Origin of the sequence: Cryobacterium sp. BB307, from assembly GCF_012274275.1 — a bacterium.
GTDB lineage: Bacteria > Actinomycetota > Actinomycetes > Actinomycetales > Microbacteriaceae > Terrimesophilobacter.
On sequence record NZ_JAANZA010000001.1, the window covers coordinates 946,484 to 962,157 of the forward strand.

Here is a 15,674-nt window from a genome sequence, read left to right on the forward strand (position 1 = left end):
TGAGGAGCAGGCGACGATGCCGAAGACCAGACGCCAAGAGACCGGCGTTGACTGGATTGAACTGAGCACGACCCCAGCGGACTGGAAGGCAGCCGATCCGGCCTTGCTCGGCAGCATGCTCACGCAACTGCACCTCATCCGCGCATTCGAGGAGACCGTGCTCGAACTCGCCGGTGAGGGACTCGTGCACGGCCCCGCCCACTCGAGCATCGGGCAGGAGGGCGGCGCGGTCGGTTCGATCATCGGCATGCGCTCGACCGACGCGGTCAACGGCTCGCACCGCGGACACCACCAGTTCCTCGCCAAGGCGCTCACCCACGTGAGCGACGGAACCCTCGACCCCGAGAACCCGGTCACGCCGGCGGTGCAGGAAGTGCTGCAGCGCACGCTGGCCGAGATCCTCGGCCTCGCGCAGGGCTACTGCCGCGGCCGCGGAGGCTCGATGCACTTGCAGTGGTTCGAGGCCGGAGCGCTCGGCACCAACGCCATCGTCGGTGGTGGCGCCCCGATGGCGACCGGCAACGCCTGGGCGCAGAAGCACTCGGGCACCAGCGACATCACCGTCAACTACTTCGGCGACGGCGCCAGCCAGATCGGCTCGGTGCTCGAGTCGATGAACCTGGCGGCGGCGTGGAAGCTGCCGGTGTGCTTCTTCATCGAGAACAACCTGTACGCCGTGTCGACCCATGCATCCGAAGCCACGGCCGACCCGCGGTTCTCGGTGCGCGGCCAGGGCTTCGGCATCCCGTCCTGGCGCGTCGACGGGATGGACCCGCTCGCGGTGCACCTCGCCATGAAGCAGGCGGAGGAGCGGATGCGCGCCGGCGATGGCCCGGCGATCATCGAGGCCGAGGTCTACCGCTTCTTCCACCAGAACGGCCCATACCCGGGCAGCGCGTTCGGCTACCGCACCAAGGAAGAGGAAGCCCATTGGCGCGCGCGCGACCCGCTCGAGCGCGTCGCCACGGAGATGACCGCTCGAAACCTCATCGACGCGGACCGCGTCGCCGCGTTGCGTGCTGCGGTGCAGGACGCAATGCGCGCGGCCACGGCAGAACTCCTCGAGGACGACCCGGAGAACGCGGGCAAGCGTCGCATCCGCCCCGAACTGTGGCCAGACCCCGGCTTCGTCAACGTCGGCGTCCGCGGGGATGCCAGCGAGTTGGAGGCGCTTCAGGTCGCCGAGCCGACCGACCGCAGCGACGGCTGGCGCGAGGTCAAGTTCGTCGATGCGGTCGCCGAGGTGATGGACCGCCGGATGGAGCAGGACGAGCGCATCATCGTGATGGGCGAGGACGTGCACCGGCTGAACGGCGGCACCAACGGCGCAACCAAGGGGCTCGCAAAGAAGTACGGCGGTGACCGGATCATCGGCACCCCGATCAGCGAGAACGGCTTCTTCGGGCTTGCAGGCGGCCTCGCGCTCGACGGGCGGTTCCGACCCGTCGTCGAGTTCATGTACCCGGACTTCATGTGGGTCGCCGCCGATCAGGTCTTCAACCAGGTCGGAAAGGCCCGCCACATGTTCGGCGGTGACAACCCGGTGCCGCTCGTACTGCGCACCAAGGTCGCGATGGGCTCCGGCTACGGCTCGCAGCACCTGATGGACCCGGCCGGCATCTTCGCCACCAACCCTGGATGGCGCATCGTCGCCCCGTCGTCGGCCGCCGACTACGTCGGCCTGATTAACGCGGCGCTCGCGCTGCAGGACCCGGTCCTGGTCATCGAGCACGTCGACCTGTACGGCACCGCAGACAAGGTGCCGGATGACGGCCTCGACTATGTGATCCCGCCCGGCACCGCGGCCATCCGCCGGTCCGGCAACGACGTCACGGTGATCAGCTACCTGTCCATGGTGGCGCACAGCCTCGAGGCGATCGAGCAGAGCGGCATCGACGCGGAACTGATCGACCTGCGCTGGCTCGACCGGGCCTCCATCGACTGGGACACCATCGGCGATTCCATCAAGAAGACCAACAACGTGCTGATCGTCGAACAGGGCGCACAGGGGACGTCGTACGGCGCCTGGCTGGCCGACGAGCTGCAACGCCGCTACTTCGACTGGCTCGACCAGCCGATCGAGCGGGTTACCGGCGGCGAGGCCAGCCCGAGCATCTCCAAGGTGCTCGAGCGCGCCGCGATCGCCCGCACGGAAGAGGTCGTCGCAGGACTGGAGAAGGTTCGCCGCGGATGGGGTGGTGAGTGATGGCCATCGTCATCCGGATGCCGGAGGTGCTGACCGGCGCGACCGAGGCAGCCCTGCAAAGCTGGCTCGTGAAGCCGGGCGACACCATCGCCGTCGGCCAGACCATCGCCGAGGTGGAGACCGAGAAAGCCACCGTCGAGTACCAGGCAGAGGAGGCCGGCACGCTGGCCGGGGTCCTCATCGAGACCGGTGTTCAGGTTGATGTCGGCACGCCGATCGCGGTCCTTGCCGAAGCGGGGGAGTCGGCGGATGCCGCTCTCGCCGCGGCAGGCAAGCTCGGAGCCGCCGTTCCGACGGAGAACTCCGAGGACAGCGCGGCAGCGGTCGACCCGGCGGCCGCCGTGAAGGCGGATGCACCAGCCAACGCCGCAGCAAACGCTCCGGGGGACGGGGTCGCCGCTGGTGCGGCCACCGCGACCGATCAGAGCCGTCGCTTCGCGAGCCCGCTCGTGCGCAGGCTCGCGCGCGAACGTGGACTGGACCTGAGCGCAGTGACAGGCAGCGGCCCGAGCGGCCGTATCGTGCGCCGCGACCTTGACGGGCTGGCCGTGGCACCGACCGCACCGGCAGCACAGGCCTCGGCTGCGCCGGCTGTGCCGACCGGCGGCTTCACCGACGTTCCGCACACCGGGATGCGCCGCGCGATCGCACGGCGGCTCACCGAGAGCAAGAGCACCATCCCGCACTACTACCTGAGTGCCGACTGTCGCGTGGATGCTCTGCTGGAACTGCGGAAGACGGTCAACGAGTTCGGCACCGACAAGGTGTCGGTGAACGACTTCGTGGTGAAGGCGGTCGCCGGCGCGTTCCGCGACGTGCCCGAGGCGAACGCGATCTGGACCGACACGGCCATCCGGCGCTTCGACGACGTCGACATCGCCATCGCCGTGGCGATCGAGGGCGGCCTGATCACGCCCGTGGTGCGCGCCGTGGACAAGCGGTCGCTGAGCGAGGTGAGCGCGGACATCCGGCAGCTCGCCGAGCGCGGTCGCACCGGCGGGCTCAAGCAGCACGAGCTCGAGGGCGGGTCGTTCTCGGTCTCGAACCTGGGGATGTACGGAACCACCGAGTTCTCGGCGATCATCAACCCGCCGCACTCGGGCATCCTCGCGGTCGGCGCGGCGACGCAACGTCCGGTGGTCGTCGACGATGAGCTGAATGTGGCGACGGTCATGACCGTCACACTGTCGGCGGACCACCGGGTGCTCGACGGCGCGCTCGCCGCCCAGTGGCTCGCGGCGTTCGTGAAGCGCATAGAGAATCCCGTCAGCATTCTGGTGTGACGGGGGGAGAGGCGGTCGGCGCTTTCGGGTAGCGCCGGCCGCCTCGTACACCCTTGGGGTCGGTCACACCGACCTTGAGTTGCCCACTTCCGCCCCACTTTTCGCGTGAAACAGGGGCCGAAGGGGGCAACTCGGCGTTCAGCTCTCGCGCAAGCCCCAGCGCGCGTGCAGCCGCTTCATCCACCGCGGCGCCCACCACATGATGCGCTGTTGCCAGGTCATGAACGCCGGGACAAGCAGGCAGCGCACGACCGTCGCATCCAGCGTCACCGCGACCGCGAGGGCGACGCCGAGTTGCTTGATCACCATGAGGTCGCCGGTCGCGAAGCCCGCGAACACGACGACGATGATGAGCGCGGCGGATGAGATGATCCGGCCGGAGCGCTGCAGTCCGGTGGCGATGGCCTCGCGCGCGTCGACCCCGGCGTCCACCTGCTCCTTGATACGGGACAGGATGAACATCTCGTAGTCCATGGCCAGGCCGAAGCCGAACACCAGGGTGAGCAGCAGCACGAGCACATCGACGCCGTGCACGACATCGGGGTCGAAGTTCAGCGGCCCGGCGAAGTTGCCCTGCTCGAAGCCCCACACCAGCACGCCGATGGATGCGCCGAGGGAGAGCGCGCTGGCCACGAGCGCCTTGAGCGGCACGATGAGCGAACCGGTCATGAGGAACAGCAGCAGGATCGTGCCGAGGGCGATCACCAGCACCGCCCAGCCCGCGCTGCCGATCAGCGACTCGGAGAAGTCGACGGTGCGGGCGTCGGTTCCCGTGACCCAGTTTGGGAAGTCGGGGCGGTCAGAGCGGATGTCGTGGACGACCTCGATGCCGTCCGCCGGGTCCACCTGGACGTTCACGCGCCAAGCGTCGCCCGACTGAGCCGGTGCCGTCACCGACTGAACCCCGGCGAGCGACTCGATGCCGGCTGCCCACGCTTCGGCGTCCGATTCGGTCTCGGTGACCAGTGCGACGCGCGGGGCGCGTGCATCCGGGAACTCGTCGGCGAGCGTGGTGATGAAGTCGTGCTGCGTCGAGGAGGCAGGGATCGCGTCGACGCTGGTGTTGGCGAGCTGCAGGTTCAGCAGCGGGCTGCCGACCGCGATGAGCGCAGCGGCGCACGCGAGTGTCACGAGAGCAGGTTGCCGTTGCACCTGCCGCGTCAGCCTCGAGAAGAAGCCGTCGTCCGGTGCGACATCGCCGAAGCGGGCGATCGGCTTGCCGATGAGCGGAATCCGGGTGAGCGATCCCGGATTCGCCAGCCTGTCCCCGGCCAGCGACAGCAGCGCGGGGATCAGGGTCAGCGCCGAGAGGATGGCGATGACCGTGACAGCCAGGGCACCGACTCCGATGGCCCGCACGATGTTCGGCTCGAACACGAGCAGACCGAGGGAGGCGATACCGAACGTGGTGCCGGAGTAGAAGACCGTGCGGCCGGCGGTGTCCGCTGTCCTCGTGATGGCGTCGAGCCGGTGATCTCGGCCGAGCGGGCCGTGCGCGCGGTACTCCTCCCGAAACCGGCTGACCATGAGCAAGCCGTAGTCGATCGAGAGTCCCAAGCCGACGGCCGTGACGACGTTGACGATCGTGGTGTCGATGTCCATGACATAAGTGAAGGCGAACAGCGCGCCCAGAGCGCCGACGATCGCGGCGATCGCTCCGGCGAGCGGCATTCCCGCCGCGATGAACCCGCCGAACACCACGAGCATCACCACGAGCGCGATCGGCAGGGCGACCATCTCGCCGCGAGCGAGATCGTTCTCTGAGACCTTGACGATCGAATCGATGAGCAGGCTTCCGCCGCCGACCTCCACCGTGGCATCCGGGAACTCGGCGCGCAGGTCGTCTGCGGAGGCGCGCAACTCGGCGGCGACCTCGTCGACGAGCTTCGCGTCCGGATCCTCGCCGTCGACTCCCTCGATGGTGGCGGTGAACAGCACACCCTGGTCGTCGGCGGAGAACACCGGGGCGAGCTCTGGCAGCCGAGACCCATCGGGGAGGGTTGGGACGATGAGCGGGTTCACGAAGTCGACGTGATCGAGCTTCGCCAGGTTGTCGCCCAGGGCGCTCGCCGCGCTCGCCAACTCGGGATCGCCGAGTTCGACGCCGTGCACCAGCAGCGTGAGAGATTCGGTCTCTTCGCCGTTGGCGCTCAGCAGCTCGTCGGCCTCGGCCGCTTCACCGTCGGCGCCGGGCGCCGCGCTGACCAGGCGTTCGAACAGGGAGTCGCCGGTTGCGCCGACCAGAGCCGTGGAGACGGCGATGGCCAGGACGACGATCCACCCGCACAGGGTGAGCCAAGGGTGTGCTGCTGAGGCCCGACCGATTCGTGCCAGCGGCCCCACGCGCATGCGCCAAGACTATCGGTGCAGCAGCGTTGCCTTTGACTCAATCGAGGCCGCTGCCTCCAGCGCGTACCGCAGGTCCGCCCACAGGTCGTCGACGTGCTCGAGGCCGATCGAGATCCGCACGATTCCGCCGCCCGGCTTGGCTGCCGCGGCGACCGGGCGGTGGGTCAGGCTGGCCGGGTGCTGCGCGAGCGAGTCGACGCCGCCGAGCGACACCGCGTGCGTGATCAGCTTCAGCGACTCGGTGAACCGCGCCGCCGCGTCGTATCCGCCCGCCAGCTCGATCGAGATCATAGAGCCGGGGCCGGACTGCTGCCGTCCGATGAGACCCAGCGGGTCGCATCCGGGAAGCGACGGATGCATCACCCGATTCAGCGCCGGATGCTCGGCCAGCCGCCGCGCGAGTTCGGTCGCGGTCTCCTGCTGCGCGCGAACCCGGATCGGCAGGGTGCGCAGCCCACGGTGCAGCAGGTACGCCGACAGGGGGTGGAGCACCCCGCCGGTGAGCGCGCGCACGTGCCGAAGCTTCTTCGCCCACTCCTCGTTCGTCGCCACGACACCGGCGACGACATCGCCGTGGCCGCCGAGGTACTTGGTCGCGCTGTGCAGCACGAGGGTGACGCCCAGTTCGATCGGGCGCTGCAGCACCGGGGTGGCGAAGGTGTTGTCGATGAGCACGGGCACGGCGCCAGCGGCGGCGACGACCGCGGCGATGTCGATGAGCTCGAGGGTCGGGTTGGCGGGGGACTCGATCACGACGAGGCCGGTGTCCGGCCGGATGGCGTCGGCGATCGCGTCGGCGTCGGCCCACGTCACGGTCGTGCCGACCAGCCCGGTGTCGAGCACATGGTCGGTGCCGCCATAGAGGGGGCGCACCGCGACGACGTGCGGCTTGCCGTCGGAGACGGTGGCGAGCAGGCACGCGGTGAGGGCTGCCATGCCGCTGGAGTAGGCGACAGCCGTCTCTGAGCCCTCAAGGGACGCGAGCGCCGTCTCGAAGCGGGCGACGCCCGGCTGCCAGAGGCGCTGGTAGACCGCGGACTGGCCGGGCAGCAGCGGCCCGCCGGTGGCGAGCTGTTCGTAGGCGTCGCCGCCGTGCTCGACGTCGGGCAGCGGGTTGGTGGACGACAGGTCGATCACCGGAACGTGTGAACCGCTCTCGGTGACGCCCTCCATTCCGGCGTGGACGGCGCGGGTCTCGAAGTGCTGCTGCTCAGTCGTCATGCTCAGACCGAAGCAGATTCCGCACGCGCGCGCAAGCATCCGTGCACGATCGTGAGACTATGGGCATGTTTGGCGAAGAATCTGCGCTAAGCGGCCTTCCCAGGCATCCGGCGTTGAAGAAGGGCGAAGCGCATGGACGACATCGACCGGGCGCTGCTGCGCGTGCTGTCCTCAAACGCGCGGATGTCGGGCTCTGCGCTGGCGAACGCCGTCGGAGTGGCCGAGTCGACGGTGTCGCTGCGGCTCAGGCGGCTGCGCAGCGATGGGTACCTGCGCGGCTACCGTGCCGACATCGACCTGGCGGCGCTGGGGATGACCGTGCAGGCGCTCATCTCGATTCGGCTGGTGTCGATCGAGCGGGACGACATCGAGGGATTCCGTGTGGAGGCGCCGTCCTGGCCGGGCGTGCTTGGTCTGTTCCACATGGCGGGGGCGGATGACTTTCTGCTGCACGTTGCGGCTCGCAACTCGAGCGAGCTGCGCGACTTCGTCCTCGAGCATTTGGCGGCGCATCCTGCGGTGCAGCACACCGAGACGAACCTGATCTTCGACCACGTGACCGGCTCTGGAGTCGAGTCGCTGCTCTGACCGCCGTGTTGTGCAGGACTAGACCAGGTCGCGCCAGTCGACGTTGATCGGGAGGGTGATGGCGTCGGTCGCCGGGTTGAAGACCGTCGCCTCGTCCCGGCGGTGCCGCAGCACCGTGTCGATGTACGAGGTCAGCGCCTCGGCGAGCGGGACATCCCGTTGCTCGCTTTCGGAAAGGAACCAGCGGTGGTCGAGCAGCTGGTGGAAGATCTCCGCCGGTTCCAGTTTGCCCTGCAGGTCGCGGGGGATCGCACGCGTGATCGGCTCGAACACGGAGGCCAGCCACTCGTGCGCGACCATCTCCTCGTCCTCCTCGCCCGGGTGGAAGGTGGCCGCGTAGGAGTCGAGGTCGTTCAGCAGGCGCCTGGCCTGATTCTCTTGGACATCCAGCCCGGTCAGGCGCAGCAGTCGGCGCTGGTGGTGGCCGGCGTCGACGACCTTCGGCTGGATGACGACGCGAGTGCCGTCCTCGTCGGTCTTGATGGCGAGTTCCTCGATGTCGAACCCGAGCTCGTTGAGCCGCCGCACCCGTTCGGCGATGCGCCAGCGTTCGGATGACTCGAACGTCTCGGTGCCGGTGAGCTCGGTCCACAGGGTCCGGTACGCGGCGACGATGCCGTTGCTGACCTCGACCGGGTCGGTCTCCTCATCCAGCTTCCCGCCCGCGGCGAGGTCGAGCAGTTCGCCGGCGATGTTCACGCGCGCGATCTCAAGGTCGTTCTCCCGCTGGCCGTCGGAGAGCCGCGCGTGCAGGTCACCGGTCTCCGCGTCGACGAGGTAGGCGGCGAATGCGCCGGCATCTCGCCGGAACAGCGTGTTGGACAGCGACACGTCGCCCCAGAAGAACCCGATGATGTGCAGTCGCACGAGCAGCACCGCGAGGGCGTCGATGAGCCGGGTCGCGGTGTCCGGGCGCAACCGCTGCGAGTACAGCGCCCGGTAGGGGAGCGAGAACTTCAGGTGGCGGGTGACCAGCGCGGCGTCGAGCGGGTTGCCTTCGTCATCCGTTCGGTTGGTGACGTAGGCAACCGGCTCGACGCACGGCACGTCCGTCCGCTGCAGCGTCCGCAGCAGGTCGTACTCGCGGCGGGCGAGTTCAGCGGAGGTCTCCTTGATCGCGACGACGTAGCCGCTCAGGTACGCGAAGCGAACCAGGTGCCGCGAGATCCCCTTCGGCAGCGCGGCAATGCTCTCCGCTGGCCACACATCGAGCGGCAGGTCCCAGGGCAGGTCGAGCAGCCCAGTATCGGCGGTCGCCGACGTGATGTTCAGGGAAGCAGACATGTTCCCTTTCGCGCTGCTCAGTCCTTGACCGCGGGGTTCAGGCGCTGGCCGGTCTCCGTGTCGAACAGGTGGATGTGGCGCTCCTCCGGCAGGATCAGCACCTTGTCGCCCTCCACGGGGTGGTTGCGGCCGTCGACGCGCGCGACGATGTCGACCCGGCTGCCATCGACCTCGGTGTGCCCGTACAGGTAGGCGTCCGCGCCCAACTCCTCGACAAGGTCGACGTCGATCGGAAGACCGTCACCGTCGGTGGCGACCCGGACATCCTCAGGACGGATGCCGATGGTCGCCTTGTTGCCGTGCGCGCCCGCGAGGATGTCCCGCGCGACCGGAGCGACGTGGCTGCCGAACTGCACTCCGCCGTCGGCGAAGTCGACGGGGAACAGGTTCATGGCCGGGGACCCGATGAAGCCGGCGACGAACACGTTCACGGGGCTCTCGTACAGGTCGCGGGGTGTTCCCACCTGCTGCAGCACGCCGTCCTTGAGCACAGCGATGCGGTCGCCCATGGTCAATGCCTCGACCTGGTCGTGGGTGACGTAGACGGTGGTGACGCCGAGGCGGCGCTGCAGCGACGCGATCTGGGTGCGGGTCTGCACGCGCAGCTTCGCGTCGAGGTTCGACAGCGGCTCGTCCATCAGGAAGACGTGGGGCTGACGCACGATCGCGCGGCCCATCGCGACGCGCTGACGCTGACCGCCCGAGAGCGCCTTCGGCTTGCGTGCCAGGTAGGGCTCAAGGTCGAGAAGCTTCGCGGCCTCGAGGACGCGCGCTGCGCGCTCCTCCTTGGCCACGCCGGCGATCTTCAACGCGAAACCCATGTTCTCGGCGACAGTCATGTGCGGGTAGAGCGCGTAGTTCTGGAAGACCATGGCGATGTCGCGGTCTTTCGGGGGCATGTCGGTGACGTCACGCTCGCCGATCAGGATCCTGCCCTCGTTCACCTCTTCGAGGCCCGCAAGCATCCGCAGCGCGGTCGACTTGCCGCTTCCGGATGGGCCGACCATGACGAGGAATTCCCCATCGCCGACCTCGAGATTCAGGTCGCTGACCGCGGGGACGGTGGATCCGGGATAGATGCGGGTCGCGTCATCGAACGTGACTGTTGCCATTTTTTCGTTTTCTCCTTCACCGGCAGGTACGTGCCGGACGATCCGTAGTGATGGATTCGCGACGGCGCACCATCGCTTGAGGGCCATTATGGCACCGTCCGTGCTGTGAGGTCGCCCGCGCGCAAAGGCTAGGCTGGTTGGTGGAAATTCATAAAAAGCGAGGTTCCATGAGTGCCGGTTCCGGTGATTCCCATCTCTCGAAGGCAGAGCGGCGCAGCGCCGCGCGTGAGAAAGCGCGACAGCTTCGTGAGGAGCAGAAGAAGAAGGAACGGCGCAATCGCTTCCTGATCCAGGGCGGCATCATCGTCGCCATCCTTGCCGTCATCGCGGTCGTCGCGCTGGTCATCGTGAACGCTGTGCGTCCGCCCGCGTCTGGGCCGCAGAACATGCTGAGCGACGGCATCAAGATCGGCGAGAACTTCGAAGCGGTGCGCACCCCCGGACTGCGCCCGGGGGCCGAGCCCGTGCCGGCACAGACCAACGAACCCGACGTGCTCGACATCAAGATCTGGGTCGACTACATGTGCCCATTCTGCGGAGGCTTCGAGCGCGCGAACGCCGAGCAGCTGAGCCAGCTCGTGGGAAGCGGGTCGGCGACCCTCGAGGTCCACCCCATCTCGTTCCTTGACCGGGCATCCGCCGGCACCCAGTACTCGACCCGCGCGGCGAACGCCGCAGCGTGCGTCGCGAACTACTCACCCGACAAGTTCTTCGCGTTCAACCAGCTGCTGTTCGCCAACCAGCCCGAGGAGGGCACGGCCGGCCTCAGCAATGACGAGCTCATCGAGCTCACACAGCAGGTCGGCGTTTCGCGTGCCAATGACATCGTCCAGTGCGTCGAGAGCCAGAAGTTCAAGTCCTGGGTGAAGGGCGCCACCGACCGTGCGCTGAACGGTCCGGTCGCCGGCACCGAGCTGGAGAAGATCCAAGGCACCCCGACCGTTCTGGTGAACGGGCAGCAGTACCAGTACACGGTCGACCCGCAGACGGGTGAGTTCGATCCGGATGAGTTCGCGCGGTTCCTGACGCAGGTGCTTGGTTCGCAGTTCATCGAAGAGCCGACCCCGACCCCGACGCCGCCCGCGGGAGGCTAGCGACCGCGCAGCCGGCCGATTCGCGGAAGGAAGCGTCCGACCCTGCGTGCGTATGCGGGGTAGTCCGGATGCGTTGCTGCGAGCATCCGCTCCTCCCAGCGCGCCTTGACCGCCAGCAGCATGACCCGTGCGGCATGAGGGCGAGCGCCGCCAGCAGGACGACTTGCGCGGCGACGATGCTCCAAGCGAGTTCACGCCTCATTTCTCGAGGGTACGCCCGGGTGAAGTGTGAGACACGCCGACTGGAACTTACTCCGCCGCGCCGACCATGAGCCAGACACCAGCCGTTTGGGAACCGCGACGGAACTGGATATGCCAGCAGCCTGGACGATCGAGAACTAGGCCCGATCCGTATTCATCGCCAGGGCGGTCGTAATCGCCTCCCTGGTGGTACTCCGGTCCCCATGCGAGCTCCGATTGAACGTCGTCTGGGCCCGCCAGCGTTACCGTCGGCTCCCCTGAACCGGTTACCCGCCAAACGACCTTCTTCACAGCGTCGGACGCGACAAGGAAATCGCCCGCTTGGATTTGACCGAACAGCTTCAGTCCGTCTTCCGACGAACCTACGATTTCTGGAGCGAAGGGCCCATCCTCAAGAACCTGTGTGGGTGAAGCACAGCCACTTAGCACGGGAACTGGGCCCTCCGATTCCCTCGATGGTCCCTGGTGAGTGCAGCCCGTAACCACAAGGGCGGCCGCGATGGAGTGCCAGTCGACAGGAGCCAGACCCTTGGCGACTAGGCAACCGACGCAACGTCATGCGGTCCACCATCCCACGACAGGAGAGTATTGCTCCATTGCCCGGGAAATGGGCACGCTGGGCATATGCAGTGCCATTGACACCCGCGACGCCGAGAGCGCTGTGGTGCTGTGTCCTCTGAGCCCCCTGTCGGATTCGAACCGACGACCTTCGCTTTACAAGAGCGGTGCTCTACCAGCTGAGCTAAGGAGGCGTTTGCCTCACCAATAGTAATGGCTGGCCGAGAGGCCGTAGCCTCCCGGCGCCCACCACCCTGTTGTGCAGGATTCTAGGCCGCCAAGCTGGGGCCGGACGACCGTATCACACCCCTGTGGTGCAGGACTTTCGGTCGTCCGGGCGGGAAATCACAGGCATCCGGGCCCGTTCTTGGCCGGATGTCCTGCACAACAAGGAGTGTCCTGCATAACAGGAACAGCCGGCGGGGAGGGTCAGTCGCGCGGCTCGAAGCTCAGCGACACCGAGTTCATGCAGAAGCGGTCACCGGTCGGGGTCTGCGGTGCGTCATCGAAAACGTGGCCCAGATGTGAGCCGCAGTTGGAGCAGAGCACCTCGATGCGCTCCATGCCGAGGCTGTGGTCCTTGAGCAGCTGGACCGCGTCCTGCTCGGTGGGGATGTAGAAGCTCGGCCACCCGCAGTGCGAGTCGAATTTCGCTTCGCTGCGGAACAGTTCCGCGCCGCACGCCTTACAGCGGTAGACGCCCTCCCGGTTCTCGTCGAGCAGCTCGCCCGTCCACGGGCGCTCGGTCGCCGCCTGGCGGAGCACCGCGTACTCGTCCGGGGACAGTTCGCTGCGCCACTCCTCGTCGCTCTTGGTCACTTTGTAAGCCATGCGGATGCTCCTCTTGCTCGTGTCCCTCCATTTAACGCCCGCTGTGTCCGAATCGTTCCCGTATCCCCCGGTTCGGCCAATGGCGGCCGGTTAGGCTGGAGAACGGTGCCGATTGTCGGGCACCCGAGGGGGAGTTGTGCAGGTCATCCGCAGCCGAGTGCTGGCTTTTTTCGTGGCGCTGGCCGCGGTAACAGCGATCCAGTCGCCCACGGCGGCCACCGCCGAGCTCGGCACCGCAGCTGCCACGTCGGGTGCGTCAACGGCCGAATCCCAGACCTGCGCAGTCACCGGGGCGGATCTGGAGTGGGGCTTCAAGGAGTCCTTCCGCAGCTACATCAGCAGCACGATCGCGAGCGGTGACTGGAGCGTCGCCGATGGTGCACGCTATGAGACGCCCATTTTCTACTGGTCCGGTGGCGACGGCGACTTCGATGGCCGCACCATGACCGGGACGGTGTCGTTCACCGGTTCGATCACCTTCACCGGGCACGACGGCATCTTGAACACGACCGTGGCCAATCCCGCCATCCGTTTCGATGGTCGCGAGGCAGTGCTGCTGGTGGACGTTGCAGGCACGACCCAGGATGGTGTCGCGGTGTCGGAGCAGGCCGTCGAGTTCGTCAGCATCGACCTCGGCGCCGGGGTCACAACGAGCGCCGACAACGTCGTGACGGTCAGGGATGCGCCAGCGGTGCTGCTGCCGACCGGCGCCGCAGCATTCGGAACCTACGAAGCGGGCGAGCCGTTCGATCGCATCCGGATCGACATCCCGACCGAGTCGGAGTGCGCCCAGCTGGCCACGCCGCCGGTGTGGCTGTGGATCGCCATCGGCGTTGTGCTGCTCTTCGTCGCGGCGATTATCAGCTTCGTGGTCATCCGCCGCCGCGCCTGATGGCCACCCCGCCGCCCACCGCCGATTGGTACCGGCGCTTCGCCGAGATCGAGGCAGCCGGACACTCTGCCGTCTACGAGGACTGGGCGCTCGGGGTCGCAGGCGACCCCGCCGTGCTTGCGCTCATCGAAGCGTTGCCGTTCCCCAAGCGGCAGCCGAACCTGATCCTCGCGTGCGCGCGCCTGCTCGGTGCGCCGGAGGGCGGTTACGTCGAGTTCCGCCACTGGCTGCTCGACAACTGGGACGCGGTCGCCGGCCAAGCGCGGGTCCGGATGACCCAGACCAACGAGGCCCGCCGCTGCGCCGCGCTGCTGCCCGCGCTGGCACGAATCGACGGACCGCTCGCCCTGATCGAGCTCGGAGCGAGCGCCGGCCTGTGCCTCTACCCCGACCGGTACAGCTATGACCTCGGCGGCGAGCGAATCGATCCGCCGACCGGGCCGTCCCCGGTGCTGCTCAGCAGCGACTACTCGGGACCCGTCCCCACCGTCCTGCCCGAGGTGACGTGGCGTGCCGGCTCCGACCTGAACCCGCTCGACCTGGGCTCCACCGACGACGTGCGCTGGCTCACCACTCTCATCTGGCCCGAACAGCATGAACGCCGCGAACGACTGAGCGCCGCCATCCAACTGGTGGCCGCCGACCCGCCGCTGCTGCTGCGAGGCGACGCGATCGACACCCTCGACGACCTCCTCGCCCGCGTTCCGGTCGGCGCGACGCCGGTGGTGCAGACCAGCGGCATGCTCGTCTACCTGCCGTTCGAGTCCCGGATGCGCCTCGTCGAGCGCATCCGGGCATCCGGTGCTCGCTGGGTCTCGCTGGAAGCGGTCGGCGCCCTGCCGACCGTGCGCGAGCGGTTGCCCGAGGAGCGTCCCGGCGCATACGTGCTCGGGCTCGACGAGCGGCCGCTCGCCTGGGTCGGTCCGCACGGCCAGTTCGTGGAATGGATTCAGGGGGCGTAGATCGCGCGGGCGAGCGCGTCGAGCACGTCGGCGGTGCGCGGCCCGAAGCTCAGGATCTCGCCGTCGGCCATGCTCACGAAGCGCTCGTTCTTGCCGGCGGTCGTCAACGCGAGCGCGGGCTTTGCCTCCAGCAGCCCGTCGACGCCACCCGCGCTCTCCAGCCCGTCTGACATCACCAAGATCAGGTCCGGGTTGGCTGCGATGATCGCCTCGTCGGTCATCGGGCGCATGCCCTCCCAGCCGATCTCTGTCGCCACGTCGATCCCGCCGACCGCCTCGATGAGCTGGTCGGCGCCGGACTCCTGTCCGAACAGGTAGTAGATCCCGGATGCGCCGCGGAGGTAGAGGAACACCATCCGCAGCCGGTCGGCCGGCTTCGGGGAGATGGCGGCGATTTCCGCGATCTTCGCGTCGATGTCCGCGGTGAGGGAGGTCGCGAGCAGCTCTCCGGAATCCGTCGCCCCGAGCGCTGCGGCGACCTGCCGGGTCAGGTCGGCGACACCACTCACCCCGGGTTCCGCCTTGACGAAGACGACCGGCACTCCGGCATCCCGCAACTGCAGCAGCGCATCCAGAGGGCCGACGGTGCCGTCGGTGACGATCACGCTCGGTCGCAGGCTGAGCACCGCCTCGCTGTTGATGGTGTGGCCGCCGCGCGTGACCAGCGGCAGCTCGCCTACCGGCGGGAAGGTGGTCGACGAGTCGCGGCCCACCAGGTTGTCGCCGAGGCCCAGCCCGTAGATCGTCGCCGCGATGGAGCCCGAGATGTCGAGGCCGATGATGCGCGACGTGTCGGTCACGGTGACGTTCCGGTCGCCCGCCGGGTCGTGTGACGTGACCTGGGCCGGCAGCTCCTGCGCGGGCGAGGAGGTGATCGGTTTGATCTGCAGTTCGCGCAGCAGGGCGACGGACTCGCCGACGTAGTCCTTCGGGTTGTCGAGCAGGTCGGCTTCGGCCAACGGCACGAGAGGACCGGAGGCGGTCGGTGCCGTGCTGGGTTCGCTCGTCGCCGCCTGGCATCCGGTGAGGGCGACCGCCACCACGACAAGCCCCGAGAGCAGGGCGGGCAGGCGGCGGGTCATTGTGAGGCGGT

13 protein-coding genes and 1 tRNA gene are annotated in these 15,674 nt (G+C 68.0%); 6 read left to right on the plus strand and 8 right to left on the minus strand.

Annotated elements, in window-relative coordinates:
• Positions 1-16 precede the first annotated feature (16 nt).
• Both HGK58_RS04675 and HGK58_RS04680 read left to right on the plus strand, forming a co-directional pair.
• On the plus strand, positions 17-2,206 hold the full coding sequence (locus tag HGK58_RS04675) for an alpha-ketoacid dehydrogenase subunit alpha/beta (RefSeq protein WP_168626345.1): 2,190 nt from the start codon (positions 17-19) through the stop codon (positions 2,204-2,206).
• A complete protein-coding gene (locus HGK58_RS04680; RefSeq protein WP_168626888.1) occupies positions 2,206-3,489 on the plus strand; it encodes a pyruvate dehydrogenase complex dihydrolipoamide acetyltransferase in 1,284 nt (427 codons plus the stop codon). Before HGK58_RS04675 ends, HGK58_RS04680 begins: the two co-directional genes overlap by 1 nt.
• A gap of 138 nt (positions 3,490-3,627) precedes the next feature.
• Here HGK58_RS04680 and HGK58_RS04685 read toward each other — a convergent pair whose 3' ends face one another.
• Positions 3,628-5,838 (minus strand): MMPL family transporter, encoded by a 2,211-nt coding sequence (locus tag HGK58_RS04685; protein ID WP_168626346.1) that lies wholly within the window; start codon positions 5,836-5,838, stop codon positions 3,628-3,630.
• A gap of 9 nt (positions 5,839-5,847) precedes the next feature.
• Positions 5,848-7,059: a PLP-dependent aspartate aminotransferase family protein gene (locus tag HGK58_RS04690; protein ID WP_168626347.1), complete on the minus strand. Its 1,212-nt coding sequence runs from the start codon at positions 7,057-7,059 to the stop codon at positions 5,848-5,850.
• Between the two features lie 132 nt (positions 7,060-7,191).
• Between HGK58_RS04690 and HGK58_RS04695 the strand changes: the two genes are divergently transcribed.
• On the plus strand, positions 7,192-7,647 hold the full coding sequence (locus HGK58_RS04695) for an Lrp/AsnC family transcriptional regulator (RefSeq protein ID WP_168626348.1): 456 nt from the start codon (positions 7,192-7,194) through the stop codon (positions 7,645-7,647).
• Between the two features lie 18 nt (positions 7,648-7,665).
• Here HGK58_RS04695 and HGK58_RS04700 read toward each other — a convergent pair whose 3' ends face one another.
• The gene (locus tag HGK58_RS04700) at positions 7,666-8,931 is read right to left on the minus strand and encodes a DUF4032 domain-containing protein (protein ID WP_168626349.1); all 1,266 of its coding nucleotides are present in this window, start codon (positions 8,929-8,931) and stop codon (positions 7,666-7,668) included.
• A gap of 17 nt (positions 8,932-8,948) precedes the next feature.
• On the minus strand, positions 8,949-10,043 hold the full coding sequence (gene ugpC, locus HGK58_RS04705; RefSeq protein ID WP_168626350.1) for a sn-glycerol-3-phosphate ABC transporter ATP-binding protein UgpC: 1,095 nt from the start codon (positions 10,041-10,043) through the stop codon (positions 8,949-8,951).
• A 167-nt stretch (positions 10,044-10,210) separates the two neighbouring features.
• On the opposite strand from ugpC, the gene HGK58_RS04710 reads away from it, so the two are divergent.
• A complete protein-coding gene (locus tag HGK58_RS04710) occupies positions 10,211-11,137 on the plus strand; it encodes a thioredoxin domain-containing protein (RefSeq protein WP_168626351.1) in 927 nt (308 codons plus the stop codon).
• Here the strand turns inward: HGK58_RS04710 and HGK58_RS13890 are convergent.
• The 3 genes from HGK58_RS13890 to msrB all read right to left on the minus strand — a co-directional run bounded on the left by HGK58_RS13890 (position 11,134) and on the right by msrB (position 12,727).
• On the minus strand, positions 11,134-11,259 hold the full coding sequence (locus HGK58_RS13890; protein WP_282597226.1) for a hypothetical protein: 126 nt from the start codon (positions 11,257-11,259) through the stop codon (positions 11,134-11,136). The genes HGK58_RS04710 and HGK58_RS13890 overlap by 4 nt on opposite strands.
• A 758-nt stretch (positions 11,260-12,017) precedes the next feature.
• A tRNA-Thr gene (locus HGK58_RS04715) sits at positions 12,018-12,090 on the minus strand.
• Positions 12,091-12,325: 235 nt separating this feature from the next.
• Positions 12,326-12,727 carry a peptide-methionine (R)-S-oxide reductase MsrB gene (msrB, locus tag HGK58_RS04720; protein ID WP_168626352.1) on the minus strand — a complete coding sequence of 134 codons (402 nt, stop codon included), beginning with the start codon at positions 12,725-12,727 and terminating at the stop codon, positions 12,326-12,328.
• A 136-nt stretch (positions 12,728-12,863) separates the two neighbouring features.
• On the opposite strand from msrB, the gene HGK58_RS04725 reads away from it, so the two are divergent.
• Together HGK58_RS04725 and HGK58_RS04730 are read left to right on the plus strand one after the other, a co-directional pair.
• Complete coding sequence (locus tag HGK58_RS04725; protein ID WP_168626353.1) at positions 12,864-13,619, plus strand: HtaA domain-containing protein; 756 nt, start codon at positions 12,864-12,866, stop codon at positions 13,617-13,619.
• Complete coding sequence (locus tag HGK58_RS04730; RefSeq protein WP_168626354.1) at positions 13,619-14,581, plus strand: DUF2332 domain-containing protein; 963 nt, start codon at positions 13,619-13,621, stop codon at positions 14,579-14,581. The genes HGK58_RS04725 and HGK58_RS04730 overlap by 1 nt, the downstream gene beginning before the upstream one ends.
• Here HGK58_RS04730 and HGK58_RS04735 read toward each other — a convergent pair.
• Positions 14,569-15,663: an ABC transporter substrate-binding protein gene (locus HGK58_RS04735; RefSeq protein ID WP_168626355.1), complete on the minus strand. Its 1,095-nt coding sequence runs from the start codon at positions 15,661-15,663 to the stop codon at positions 14,569-14,571. The genes HGK58_RS04730 and HGK58_RS04735 overlap by 13 nt on opposite strands.
• Positions 15,664-15,674: the final 11 nt, after the last annotated feature.

What these genes read in the sequence shown, in the direction of transcription:
- HGK58_RS04700 (WP_168626349.1), bottom strand. Translation starts at nt 8,931, where the DNA reads ATGTCTGCTTCCCTGAACATCACGTCGGCGACCGCCGATACTGGGCTG.
- HGK58_RS04690 (WP_168626347.1), bottom strand. Translation starts at nt 7,059, where the DNA reads ATGACGACTGAGCAGCAGCACTTCGAGACCCGCGCCGTCCACGCCGGA.
- msrB (WP_168626352.1), bottom strand. Translation starts at nt 12,727, where the DNA reads ATGGCTTACAAAGTGACCAAGAGCGACGAGGAGTGGCGCAGCGAACTG.
- HGK58_RS04680 (WP_168626888.1), top strand. Translation starts at nt 2,206, where the DNA reads ATGGCCATCGTCATCCGGATGCCGGAGGTGCTGACCGGCGCGACCGAG.
- HGK58_RS04675 (WP_168626345.1), top strand. Translation starts at nt 17, where the DNA reads ATGCCGAAGACCAGACGCCAAGAGACCGGCGTTGACTGGATTGAACTG.
- HGK58_RS04730 (WP_168626354.1), top strand. Translation starts at nt 13,619, where the DNA reads ATGGCCACCCCGCCGCCCACCGCCGATTGGTACCGGCGCTTCGCCGAG.
- HGK58_RS13890 (WP_282597226.1), bottom strand. Translation starts at nt 11,259, where the DNA reads ATGCTGCTGGCGGTCAAGGCGCGCTGGGAGGAGCGGATGCTCGCAGCA.
- HGK58_RS04735 (WP_168626355.1), bottom strand. Translation starts at nt 15,663, where the DNA reads ATGACCCGCCGCCTGCCCGCCCTGCTCTCGGGGCTTGTCGTGGTGGCG.
- HGK58_RS04685 (WP_168626346.1), bottom strand. Translation starts at nt 5,838, where the DNA reads ATGCGCGTGGGGCCGCTGGCACGAATCGGTCGGGCCTCAGCAGCACAC.
- HGK58_RS04695 (WP_168626348.1), top strand. Translation starts at nt 7,192, where the DNA reads ATGGACGACATCGACCGGGCGCTGCTGCGCGTGCTGTCCTCAAACGCG.
- HGK58_RS04710 (WP_168626351.1), top strand. Translation starts at nt 10,211, where the DNA reads ATGAGTGCCGGTTCCGGTGATTCCCATCTCTCGAAGGCAGAGCGGCGC.
- ugpC (WP_168626350.1), bottom strand. Translation starts at nt 10,043, where the DNA reads ATGGCAACAGTCACGTTCGATGACGCGACCCGCATCTATCCCGGATCC.